The 11,705-nt window shown below is 74.4% G+C and carries 9 protein-coding genes; 7 read left to right on the top strand and 2 right to left on the bottom strand.

Translation table 11 applies throughout. The features are described 5' to 3' along the window. Window positions 1-203 precede the first annotated feature (203 nt). Window positions 204-2,300: a hypothetical protein gene (locus MNY60_RS01955; protein WP_242337680.1), complete on the top strand. Its 2,097-nt coding sequence runs from the start codon at window positions 204-206 to the stop codon at window positions 2,298-2,300. Between the two features lie 21 nt (window positions 2,301-2,321). Here the strand turns inward: MNY60_RS01955 and MNY60_RS01950 are convergent, their stop codons facing one another. Continuing rightward, window positions 2,322-3,764, bottom strand: coding sequence for a sigma-54-dependent Fis family transcriptional regulator (locus MNY60_RS01950; RefSeq protein ID WP_242337682.1), 1,443 nt, complete (start codon window positions 3,762-3,764; stop codon window positions 2,322-2,324). Between the two features lie 236 nt (window positions 3,765-4,000). On the opposite strand from MNY60_RS01950, the gene MNY60_RS01945 reads away from it, so the two are divergent. Genes MNY60_RS01945 through nrfD form a run of 6 tightly spaced genes read left to right on the top strand, consistent with a single transcriptional unit; the run spans window position 4,001 to window position 10,756 of the window. Continuing rightward, window positions 4,001-5,275 (top strand): OmpP1/FadL family transporter, encoded by a 1,275-nt coding sequence (locus tag MNY60_RS01945; protein ID WP_242337684.1) that lies wholly within the window; start codon window positions 4,001-4,003, stop codon window positions 5,273-5,275. A gap of 43 nt (window positions 5,276-5,318) precedes the next feature. Continuing rightward, window positions 5,319-7,553, top strand: coding sequence for a molybdopterin-dependent oxidoreductase (locus tag MNY60_RS01940; RefSeq protein WP_242337686.1), 2,235 nt, complete (start codon window positions 5,319-5,321; stop codon window positions 7,551-7,553). Further along, the gene (locus MNY60_RS01935) at window positions 7,550-8,089 is read left to right on the top strand and encodes a 4Fe-4S dicluster domain-containing protein (RefSeq protein WP_242337688.1); all 540 of its coding nucleotides are present in this window, start codon (window positions 7,550-7,552) and stop codon (window positions 8,087-8,089) included. Before MNY60_RS01940 ends, MNY60_RS01935 begins: the two co-directional genes overlap by 4 nt. A gap of 9 nt (window positions 8,090-8,098) precedes the next feature. After that, the gene (locus MNY60_RS01930; protein WP_242337690.1) at window positions 8,099-8,608 is read left to right on the top strand and encodes a YeeE/YedE thiosulfate transporter family protein; all 510 of its coding nucleotides are present in this window, start codon (window positions 8,099-8,101) and stop codon (window positions 8,606-8,608) included. Next, window positions 8,605-9,804 carry a YeeE/YedE thiosulfate transporter family protein gene (locus tag MNY60_RS01925; RefSeq protein ID WP_242359932.1) on the top strand — a complete coding sequence of 400 codons (1,200 nt, stop codon included), beginning with the start codon at window positions 8,605-8,607 and terminating at the stop codon, window positions 9,802-9,804. The genes MNY60_RS01930 and MNY60_RS01925 overlap by 4 nt, the downstream gene beginning before the upstream one ends. 16 nt (window positions 9,805-9,820) lie before the next feature. Beyond that, window positions 9,821-10,756 carry an NrfD/PsrC family molybdoenzyme membrane anchor subunit gene (gene nrfD / locus MNY60_RS01920; protein ID WP_242359931.1) on the top strand — a complete coding sequence of 312 codons (936 nt, stop codon included), beginning with the start codon at window positions 9,821-9,823 and terminating at the stop codon, window positions 10,754-10,756. Window positions 10,757-10,804: 48 nt separating this feature from the next. On the opposite strand, the gene MNY60_RS01915 is transcribed toward nrfD, so the two are convergent. After that, a complete protein-coding gene (locus MNY60_RS01915; RefSeq protein WP_242337696.1) occupies window positions 10,805-11,668 on the bottom strand; it encodes a hypothetical protein in 864 nt (287 codons plus the stop codon). Between the last annotated feature and the right edge of the window lie 37 nt (window positions 11,669-11,705).

Genomic DNA, 11,705 nt, shown 5'->3' with positions numbered 1-11,705 from the left:
CGGGCTGAGCGCGGCCGAGCGCGCGCGGCGAGGCCGCCGCCCGGCCGGGCGCGGCGCGGGCGGGCACTCGCCCCGCGACTCCGCGATCGGGCCTCGGCGGAGAGCGTCGGACGAGGCGCACCCCCCACGGTGGGCCTGCCCCTCACGGACTCGTGGGCGCACGGATGGTGAATGGGTACCCTGCGTGAAAGCGGGGGCCGGCGATGCGCGCGACGGGGGTGGTGGTGGTGGCGGCCGTGCTGGCGGCCGGCTGCTTCTCGCGTGGCGAAGCGGGCCGATCGAGCGCGGAACCGCCGGCGGGAGGGGAACCGCCCGCGAGCGGGCCGCCGCCGGACCCGCGCCAACCCTCCGGGCCGATCCCCCCGGACGTCGAGGTCCCCGCGTCGCTGCTGCCGGTCGAGGCAGGCGTCGCGACCTCGGACCGCCCGTGCGCGGGGGGCTGGTGCTGGTGGAACTTCCCGCGCGGCGCGCCCGTCCGGAGCATGTGGGGCAGCGGCCCGAGCGACGTGTGGGCGACGACCACGCTCGGCGGGATGCTCCACTGGGACGGCGCGGCGTGGTCCGCGGAGTGGCTCGGCGTCGCGCGCGAGCCGGGCGGGATCCCGCTGTACGTCGGCTTCGACCTGAGGGACGTGTGGGGCAAGAGCGCGACGGAGGCGTGGACGGCCGATCCGCTCACGCTCCTCCGATGGGACGGAACGCGCTGGACGCGTCAGGCCCGCGGCGAGGTGTTCACCCAGGGTTCCATCTCCTCTTCGGACGGGGTGGCGTGGACCGGCACGTGGAGCTGCGGCTTCCAGCGGTTCGACGGCACCGTCGCGGAGACGTTCGCGTGCCCGGAAGGCTACGCCGGCGACGTGTACGGCGTCTGGGCGGCGGGGATCGACGACGTGTTCGGCGTCACGTTGCCGTGGGAAGGCTTGCGGGCGGGCGTGAACACGCGGGCGGTCGCCGTCGTGCGGCGTCGCGGCGGCAGCTGGTCCGAGTGGCGCCTGGGCGGAGGCCTCGTCCGCCTGCCCGATGGGCTGGGCTCGATCTCGGGCTCGGCGCCGGACGACGTGTGGGCGAGCGCGCTGTCTCCTCCGCAGGCCGGTTCGCGGGCCCGGGAGCCGTTCCGCTCGACCGAGCCCACCGTCTGGAGGTTCGACGGGGCCGAGTGGTGGCCGCAGGACGCGTCGATCTCGGGCCCCGTGTTCGTCGCGACGCGCGGCGACGTCTGGGTCGGCGAGCACCACCTCGCGGACGGCGCCTGGAGCGAGGTCGCGGACGCGCCGGACCGCGTCCTCTGGGCGGCGGGGGCGCACGACGTGTGGGGCATGCGCACGGACGACGTGTCCGGCGCGCTCTACCACTGGAATGGCGAGCGCTGGACGCCTCGCGCTCACCTCGGAGGCGAGCTGCGGGTCATCGACCGGAACCTGGCGCCCGCCGACGAGGCGTGGGTGCTCGCGCCGACGGAGGACGGCGGCGCGGAGCTCGTGAGCTGGGACGGGGCAACCTGGGTCCGCGTCTCCGGCTCGCGGCTCCCCGCCTCGGAGGTGGGGCTCCTCTACACGGCCACGTACGGCTCGAGCGCGAGCGACGTCTGGCTCGCCCACCGCGACGGCTATCTCCATTGGGACGGCGTGCGCTGGACGCCGACCCGTGTCGACCGGAGCGCGGCCTCGGCCTGGGACCCGCGGTACCGCGCGTTGCGGGAGAAGCTCACCGGCACCGGCGCGACCGACGCCTGGGCGTCGAACGAGGCGGGCGTCTTCCACTGGGACGGCGAGCGGTGGACGGGCCGCGGCTCGCCGGGCGAGGTGCACGCGATCTGGACGCCGCGCCCGGGGCTGCTGTTCGCGCTGGGGTTCGAGGTCACGCCGATCCAGGGCGACCCGCCGTACGAGGCGGTGCTGCAGCAGGTCATCTGGCGCTGGTCGGACGGCGGCTGGAGCGAGGAGCTCCGCGGAGCGACCGAGTGCCGCGCGCTCACGGCCCGCGATTCGTCCTGGGAGCGCGGCGCGATGTGGGGCGCGACGCCGCACGATGCCTGGGCGTTGATCGGGGAGGTCGCCTACCGCTGGGACGGCAGCCGCTGGGCGGGGACCGCCGGCCCCACCTACCCGGTGCGCTGCATCTTCGGGACCGGCGCGGACGACGTCTGGGCCGTCCCGACGTCGCGCTGGAACCACGATCCCATGAATCGATTCCGCTGGGACGGGCGAACGTGGGAGCGCGCCGAGATGCCCGTGGGCCTCATGTGCGGGTCCGGCGCGTGGGTGTCGCACCACGGCGGCCTCTGGCGGCGCGCGCCCTGAGCGCGAGGCCGGCGGACCTCGTCAGGCGAGCGCGCCGGAAGCCTCCGCGGGGTCGAGCAGCCCGAGCGCCCGCATGCGCCGCCACAGCGTGCTGCGGGAGAGGCCGAGCGCCTTGGCGGTGTCCGCGCGGTTCCAGCGGTGGGCGTCGAGCGTCGCCTGCAGGGTGGCGCGCTCGTCGTGCGGGACGGCGCGGCGCCCGGCGATCGCGAGGAGGGCCGCCGGGGTCGAGGAGGGGGCGAGGGCGGGCGCGGGCGCGACGAGCGGCTCCGCGCGCGCCGCCGCGGCCGCGCCGACCTCCGGCGGCAGGTCCTCGGGCTGGAGCGTCTGCCCCTTGCACACGGTGGCGGCGTACTCGAGCGCGTTCTCGAGCTCGCGCACGTTGCCGGGCCAGTCGTGGGAGAGGAGGGCGCGGAGCGCGTCGGGCGAGAAGTGCAGCGCCCGCGCCGTCCGAGCGCCCACGCGCCCGAGGAGGACCCGCGCGATGGGCTCGATGTCCTCGCGCCGCGCGCGCAGGGGCGGGAGCTCCACCGGGAACACCCGCAGCCGGTAGTAGAGGTCCTCGCGGAAGGTGCCGGCGGCGACGGCGCGGCGGAGATCGCGGTGGGTCGCGGCGATGATCCGGGCGTTCGTCCTGCGCACCTTGTCGTCGCCGACGCGCTCGTAGGTGTGCTCCTGCAGGACGCGCAGGAGCTTCACCTGCACGGCGAGCGGCAGGTCGCCGATCTCGTCGAGGAAGAGCGTCCCGCCCTCGGCCGACTCGAACCGCCCGGTCCGGTCGCGGATCGCGCCGGTGAAGGCGCCGCGCACGTGCCCGAAGAGCTCGCTCTCGAGCAGCTCGGCGGGGAGGGCCGCGGCGTTCACCGCGATGAACGGGCCGTTCCGGCGCGGCGAGTGCGCGTGGATGATGCGCGCCATCACCTCCTTGCCCGTCCCGCTCTCCCCGGTGACGAGCACGGTCGACTCGCTGTGCTGCAGCGTCTCGATGAGGCGGAACACCCGCGTCATGGCCTGCGAGCGGCACATCACGCCGAAGCCGGCGACGGGCGCGCAGACGTCCGGCGACTCGTCGTCGGCGGGACGGAGGATGACGAGGTAGGCGGCGGAGGGATCGCAGACGCCGTGCGGGTCGTGCTGCAGGGGCGCGGCGGTGACCGAGAGCAGCCGCGGGCCGCGCTCGCACTGGAGGTAGGCGCGCCACCCCTCGCGACGCTCGCCCGCGACGAGCGCCTGACGGAGGGGTCCCTCAGGCCCGAACAGCTCGCTGCCGAGCACCGTCTCGACCGGCGCACCCGTGATCCGCGCGGCGGCCCCCGGCCCGAGCAGCGACTCCACGCGCTCGGAGGCGTGGCGGATCCGGAACTGTCCGTCGAGCGCCATGCAGATGCGGCCGATCGAGCCGAACGCGGCGTTCACGGCGGCGAAGGCGACGTCGCGGTTGCTCGTGGGGTGCTGGGCCTGTTCCATCGGACTCTCCCTCGTCGCACACCCTGACACACCGCGTTTCGCCGTGAAACGCGGTGTGTCGTCGCACCTGAAACGCAGAGTCGCGTGCTCGAGCCAAGTCCGCGATTCGACGTGACTCCCGAACGGGCACGCGGCGCGCAATGCCCGCCTGCGACGAGAGTTGCGCCACGCAGCGAACCGCCTGGCGACGGACCGCGCGCCGGCTCGCCCGGCGTGCCACGAGAGAGGAAGAGGCCATGACGATGAAGAGGCTCACCGTGCTCCTCGCCGCGATCTCGACGATCGCGCCGGCGGCGGCGCACGCGACGAACGGCATGCGGATGATCGGCTTCGGCGCCGTGCAGGACGCCATGGGCGGCGTGGGCGTGGGCGCGACGCTCGACGGCGCCTCGCTCCTCACCAACCCGGCGGGCATCGCCGACCTGGGGCGGTGCTTCGAGCTCGGCGGCTCGTACTTCAAGCCGTCGGTCAGCTACAGCGCGACGGGGAGCATGCCCGCGATGTTCGTCGCGAACGACGGCGCGTCCCTCGACTCGGACCGCGGCGCCTCGCCGATCCCGGTCATCGCCTACGTCCAGCCGGTGACCGACCGGATCTCCGCCGGCCTCGGCGTGTTCGGCGTCGCCGGCATGGGCGTCGACTACGCGACGAACCTCTACTACGGGCCGACCCTCACCTCCTACATGCAGGGCCGCTTCACGCCCGGCGCGTCCTACCGGGTGAGCGATCGCCTCAGCCTCGGCGTCACCGCGAACGTCATGGTGGCGCAGATGAAGTACGACGTCGCCTCCGGCGCCGGCCAGGCGGCGCACGACACCTCCACGGCGGTGGGCGGCGGCGCCACCTTCGGCGTCAAGTTCACGCCGGTGAAGCGCGTCACCCTGGGCGCCGCGTACGAGACGCGCAGCTGGTTCCAGGACTTCTCGTTCGACGTCCCGGCGCGCCCGAACCCGATGGCGCCGGGCACGACGATCCCGGGCGGCACCGACAAGCTCTCGTTCGACCAGCCGCAGAGCGCCACCCTCGGCGTGGCCGTGACCCCGGTGGACGCCCTCCTCCTCGCGGTGGACGTCCAGTGGATCGACTGGTCGAGCACGATGGGTGACGGGCTCCCGCAGTACACGAGCGACCCGAGCGCCACCGGCGCCATGCCGTTCAACATGGGCTGGAGCGATCAGTGGGTGGTGAAGGTGGGCGCCCAGGTGAAGCCGACCGCGCAGCTCGCGCTCCGCGCCGGCTACAACTACGGCAAGATGCCGCTCGACCCGGACCGCGCGTTCGAGAACATGGCGTTCCCGGCCGTCTCGGAGCACCACCTCACCGCCGGCGTCGGCTACGCGATCGGCCAGAAGCTCAACGTGAACGTGGCCGGCATGTACGCGCTCAACTCGAAGCTCGAGGGCTCGAACGCCGCGCCGCCGCCGCCGATGGGCAACGGCCAGGGCATCGCCGCCTACTCGACCGAGATGTCGCAGCTCGAGATCGACGTCGGCCTCGCCTACCACTTCTAGCGCGGCAAGGCGCGTCAGGATCTCCCTCGAAGGAGCGCCAGCGATGACTCTCACCCGCAGGAAGTTCATCCAGATCGGCGGCGCGGCGGCCGGCGGCGCGGCCCTCGCGTCCGGGCTCACCACGCGCTGGTGGGGCCTCGACGCGGACCGCGTGGAGGATCCCGCCACCGACGGCGACCGCGTGGTCGCCTCGTACTGCGAGCTCTGCTTCTGGGGCTGCGGGGTGAGGGCGCACGTGAAGGACGGGCGGGTGACGAAGGTGGTCGGCAACCCCGACCACCCGCTCTCCCGCGGCATGCTCTGCCCGCGCGGCGCCGGCGCGACCGGCCTCCTCTACGACCCCGATCGCCTGAGGAGGCCGCTCGTCCGCACGCAGAAGCGGGGCGAAGACGTGTTCGAGGAGGTGAGCTGGGACGCGGCGCTGAACCGCGTCGGCGAGGGGCTCCTCGAGGTGAAGCGCCGGCACGGCCCCGAGGCGGTCGCGCTCTTCACGCACGGCTCGGGCGGCACCTGGTTCAAGCACTTCATGAAGGCGTGGGGCTCGCCCAACGTCGGCGCGCCGTCCTACGCGCAGTGCCGCGGGCCGCGCGAGGCGGGCTACCTCCTCACCTTCGGCACGCCGCTCGGCTCGCCGGAGCCGATCGACCTCGCGAACGCCCGGGTCATCACGCTCATCGGCAGCCACCTCGGCGAGAACATGCACAACACCCAGGTGCAGGACCTCGCCGAGGCGGTCGGGCGCGGCGCCGAGCTCGTGGTGGTCGACCCGCGCTTCTCGGTCGCCGCGAGCAAGGCGCGCTACTGGCTGCCCATCAAGCCCGGCACCGACATCGCGCTCCTCCTCGCCTGGATGAACGTGATGCTGGCGGAGAACGCCTACGACGCCGAGTACCTCGCGAAGCACGCGGTCGGCCTCGAGGAGCTCCGCGCGCACGTGGCGGACAAGACGCCGGAGTGGGCCTATCCCATCACCGGCCTCCGCCCCGAGCTCATCCGCGACAGCGCGCGGCTCATCGCCTCCGCGCGCCCCGCCTCGCTCGTCCACCCCGGCCGCCACACCACCTGGTACGGCGACGACACCCAGCGCGCGCGGGCCATGGCGATCCTCTCCGCGCTGCTCGGCAGCTGGGGCCGGCGCGGCGGCTACGTGAGCCACGCGAAGCTCTCGCTCCCGCCGTACCCGGTGACGGCCGAGCCTCCGCACGGGGGGAAGGGCGCGGCCGACCGGCCGAAGAAGGGCGGCTTCCCGGTCGCCACCGAGGTCATCGCCTCGGGCCTGTGCGACGCGAGCGTGTCGGGCCAGGCGCTCTACGACCTCAAGGCCTGGCTCATCTACGGCTGCAACCTCATGCAGGCGCTGCCCGACCGGCGCCAGACGGTGAAGGCGCTCGAGGGGCTCGACCTCGTCGTGTCGATCGACGTGCTGCCCGCGGAGATCTGCGGGTGGAGCGACGTGGTGCTCCCCGAGGCGACCTACCTCGAGCGCGACGACGACATCGCGGCGCCCGCGTACAAGCGGCCGTTCCTCGCGGTGCGGCAGGAGGTGGTGCCGCCGCTCCACGACTCGAAGCCGGGCTGGTGGATCGCGAAGGAGCTCGCCGGGCGCGTGGGGCTCGCGGAGCACTTCCCCTGGAAGGACGCGCGCGAGTACGTGGACGCGCGGCTCCGCGCGGGCGGCCACGACGTCGCCCGCGCCCGCGAGACGGGCGTCGTGCTCGGCCGCGAGGTCGCGACCTGCGAGGAGGAGGGGCTCGCGGTCGAGGTGCCCCACGAGTCGGGCAAGATCCAGCTGCGCAGCGAGGAGCTCGCGAAGCTCGGCTTCGACCCGCTCCCCCAGTACTACCCGCACGAGGAGCCGCCCCCGGGCCAGTTCCGGCTGCTCATGGGGCGGGCCCCGACGCACACCTTCGGCCGCACGGTGAACAACCGGCTCCTCGCCGAGCCCTACCCGGAGAACGAGGTGTGGGTGAACGCAGACGTCGCGCGCGCGCTGCCCGGGTTCGCGCAGCCGCTCGAGGACGGCGAGCGCGTGTTCCTCGTGAACCAGGACGGCGCGCGCTCCGGGCCGGTGCGCGCGAAGGTGACGCAGCGGATCCGCGGTGACTGCGTGTACCTCGTGCACGGCTGGGGGCAGACCGCGAAGCGGCTCGGCTACGCATACGGCCGCGGCGCCTCCGACAGCGCGCTCGTCACCCGCTACGCCGTCGACCCCATCATGGGCGGCACCGGCATGAGCGTGAACTTCGTGCGCCTCGAGCGCGCCGAGAGGTCGGCATGAGGAAGCGCTACGCCATGGCGGTCGACACCGCCCGCTGCGTCGGCTGCAACGCCTGCGTCATCGCCTGCAAGACGGAGAACGCGCTGCCGAGCGGCGGGTTCCGCGGCTGGATCGCCGAGGAGACGCACGGCGCGTTCCCGGGGCTCTCCATGGAGATCCGCTCGGAGCGCTGCAACCAGTGCAGCCGCCCGTCCTGCGTCTCCGCCTGCCCGACGGGCGCGAGCCACGTCGCCGACGGCGGGGTGGTGGCCGTGACGCGGTCGAAGTGCACGGGCTGCAAGGCCTGCGTGGCGTCGTGCCCGTACGGCGCGCGCTACGTCCACCCGGAGGGCTTCGTGGACAAGTGCACCTTCTGCCTGCACCGCGTCCGCGAGGGGAACCTCCCCGCCTGCGTGGAGACCTGCCCCACGCGCGCGCTCACCTTCGGCGACCTCGCCGACCCGGCGAGCCGCGTCGCGGAGCTCACCCGCTCGCGCCGCGTGAAGGTGCTCCAGCCCGGGTCGGGCAACGAGCCGAACGTGTTCTTCCTCACGTAGGAGCCCGAGATGCAACGGAACCCCGACAAGTTCTGGAACCCGTACCTCGCCGGCGTGGCCCTCGGCCTCGTGCTCTTCACCTCGTTCCTGGTGATGGGCTCGGGCCTCGGCGCCTCCGGCGCGTCGCTCCGCGCGGGCATCGCCGCGCTCGAGGTCTTCGCGCCCTCGCACGTGGCGAGCACGCCGTCCCTCGCGCGCGCGGAGGCGAGCCCGCACGTGACCTGGCTCGTGTTCGAGATCTTCGGCGCGCTGCTCGGCGGCGTCGTCGCGGCCTACACCTCCGGCCGGCTGCGCGGCGAGGTGCTGAAGGGGCCCCGCATCGGCAACGGCGCGCGGCTCGCGCTCGCGCTCGCGGGCGGCGTGCTCATGGGCGCCGCCGCCAAGATGACGCGCGGCTGCACCTCCGGCCAGGCGCTCTCGGGCGGCGCGCTCCTGTCGGTCGGCGCCTGGGCCTTCATGTTCTCGGTGTTCGGCGGCGGCTACGCGCTCGCCTGGTTCCTGAGGAGGGAGTGGAGATGACGTTCCCCATCCTGCCGCCCTTCGAGCTCGGGCTCGTCGCCGCGGTCCTCATCGGCTTCGGGTTCGGGTTCGTGCTCGAGCGCGCCGGCTTCGGGCGCGCCAACAAGCTCGCCGCCCAGTTCTACGGGGAGGACATGACCGTCTTCAAGGTCATGTTCAGCGCGATCGTGACGGCCATGCTCGGGGTCGTGCTCGCCTCGGCGCTGGGGCTCGCCGACTTCAAGGCGCTCGCGGATCACGCCGTGAGCGGCACCTACCTCGTGCCGATGGTCGCCGGCGGGTTCCTGCTCGGCGCCGGCTTCATCGTCTCCGGCTACTGCCCGGGCACCTCGTTCGTGGCGATGGCCTCCGGCAAGCTCGACGGGCTCATGACCGTGCTCGGCGTCATCGTGGGGCAGGTCCTCTGGGCGGAGCTCGAGTGGCGGCCGGGGTTCGCGACCTTCCACAACGCCGGCGACCTCGGCAACTTCTACCTCTGGGAGCTGTTCCACCTCTCGCCGCGCTCCGGCCCGTACGTCGTCGCGCTCGCCGTCACCGCGATGGCGGTCGGGTGCTTCGTCGGCGCCGAGAAGCTGGAGCGCGTCCTCGCAGGCCGCTCCCATCCCGGCGCGGTCCCGACGCCGGCGGGGCGGCCCGGGCGCTTCGTGTTCGCGGGGCTCGCCGTCGCGGCCGCCCTGGGCCTCGTGGGCCTCGCGGCGCCGACGGTGGCCCGCGAGGGCGGGCGCGCGCCGACCGGCCTCGCGCCGCTCGCGCTGGCCCGCCGCGTGTTCGACGAGCCCTGGAAGCTCCGCATCGTCGATCTGAGGCCGATGGAGGCCTGCTCGGCGAAGCGGATCCCCGGCGCCGAGTGCGTCCCGCAGGACAAGCTCGGCACGCTCGGGCTCGCGGACGCGAGCCCCGGGCGCGACCTCGTGCTCGTCGCGGCCGCCGAGCTCCCCGCCATGCCGGAGGCCGCCGCGGCCTACCCGGGCCGCGTGTACGCCCTCGAGGGCGGCTTTGCGGCGTGGGAGGCGTTCGCGCTCACCCCGCCCGCTCCGCCCGCTCCGGGCGCGCCGGCTTCCGACCTCGAGGCGTACCGGCTGCGCGCCGGGATCCAGGCGGCGATGACCGGAATGAAGGCGGCGCCGCCGCCCCCCGTGCCCGCCGCGGCGCCCGGCGGGCCGCGCAAGGCGGGCGGCGGCGGCTGCAGCGGCTAACGAACGGGAGACCACCATGACCGAGCTCGATCTCGCGCGGCACAGCCGGCTCATCGATCCGCAGCTGCACGTCTGGGGCTGGGAGGTCCCCGTCTACCTCTTCCTCGGCGGAATGGCGGCGGGGCTCATGATCGTCACCTCGCTCCTCGCCGCGCGGCGGCCGGAGCGCTCCCCCGCCGCGCGCTGGCTCGCCTTCGCCGCGCCGGTGCTCGTGTCGGTGGGCATGGGCGCCCTGTTCCTCGACCTCGCCCACAAGCTCCACATCGCGCGCTTCTACCTCGCGCTCCGGCCGTCCTCGCCCATGTCGTGGGGCGCGTGGATCCTGGTCGCCGTCTACCCGGTGAGCCTGCTCGTCGCGCTCGGCGGGCTCGACGAGGCGCAGGCCGCGCGGGCTGCGGCGCTCGCCGGCCGCGTCGGCCTGGGCGGCCTCGTCCGGACCGCGCGGGCGTACGCGCTCCGCCGCGCGCCGGCGCTCCTCCGCGCGAACCTGTGGGTGGGCGTCGCGCTCGGCGTGTACACCGGCGTCCTCCTCTCCACGCTCGGCGCGCGCGCCCTGTGGAGCTCCGCCCTGCTCGGCCCGCTCTTCCTCGTCTCGGGCCTCTCCACCGGCGCGGCCTTCCTGCTCCTCTTCGGGCTCGACGCGGAGGAGCGGCGGCTCGTCGCGCGCTGGGACCGTGCGGCGATCACCGTCGAGGCGGCGCTCATCGTCCTGTTCCTCGTCGGGCTCTCCACGGGAGGCGCGGCGGGTCACGCCGCCGCGGGGCTCCTGCTGGGCGGCCCGTTCACGGCGCAGTTCTTCGCCCTCGTGGTCTTCGGCGGCCTCGCCGTGCCGCTCCTCATGGAGACGCTCGAGGTGCGCCTGCACCTCGGCGCGACCCGCGTGGCGCCCGCGCTGGTGCTCGCGGGCGGGCTCGCGCTGCGCTGGATCCTGGTCGCGGCGGGCCAGGCCTGAGGGCGCGGGGCGCCGGCGCCGTGCCCGCGCGCCGGCGGCACGCCACCGTCATCCACGCCCGTCCGCGCTCGGCTTCGCCGACGCCTCGGCCGTCGGACCGGCGAGGCGGAACGGGTGCTCGAAGCTCAGGTACAGGAACACGGCGCGCTCCCCGTGGCTCGGCCCGACGCCGAGCGGCACGCTGACGCCCGGGACGATCTGCAGCCCGCTCGCGAAGTCGATCGCGCCGCGCACGCCCGGGTTGACGGTGAACGTCTCCGCGTGATCGTTCGCGCCGGGACGCGCCGTCTCCGAGCGCGTGTAGAGCACCTCCGTCAGCACGTTGAAGCGCGCGTGGGCGAGCCAGATGAGGCTCTGCCCGGCTGAGAACGAGGTGAGCGCCCCGTGGCCGCCGTCGGAGGCGAGCGCGGACGGAACGTACGTTCCGCCGAGGTTCACGTGCGTGACGAAGCGCCGCCCGAGCATGGCGCTCAGCGGCAGGTTCACCTGGACGCCGGCGCCACCGAGCCCCAGCCCGCGCCGCTCGTCGCCGGTGGGGACGAGGACCGAGAGGCGCGGCGCGAGCGCGACCTCCGTCTCCCCGCTCCCGATCGCCTGCCAGCGGTAGTTGAGCATGAGGTCGCCGAGCCCGGTGGCGCGGGGGGCCTCGAGGCCGGCGTAGTTGAGCGTGACGCTCGCCTGGTGGGTCTGCCCGAGCACCGGCCACTCCTCGGTGAACGAGTAGAGCCACGCGCCCGTGCCGCCGACGCGGCTGAAGGTGCTGATGTGCTGGATGACGCCCGGCTCCTGGTTGTAGGCCTCCTCGATGAGGAAGCTGTTGTCCTGGATCGGGAGGTCCCCCTCCGCGAGGGCGGCGGCGGGGGCCGAGAGGGCGACGGCGGTGAGCAGGGCGAGGAGGCGGTTCGAGGACATCGGGTGCGTGCTCCGGCGATTCGAGTGGGGTGGGGTC

Source organism: Anaeromyxobacter sp. SG17 (assembly GCF_022690695.1).
In the GTDB taxonomy this organism is placed as follows: Bacteria; Myxococcota; Myxococcia; order Myxococcales; family Anaeromyxobacteraceae; genus Anaeromyxobacter; species Anaeromyxobacter soli.
This window is presented reverse-complemented; position numbering and strand designations above follow the sequence as displayed.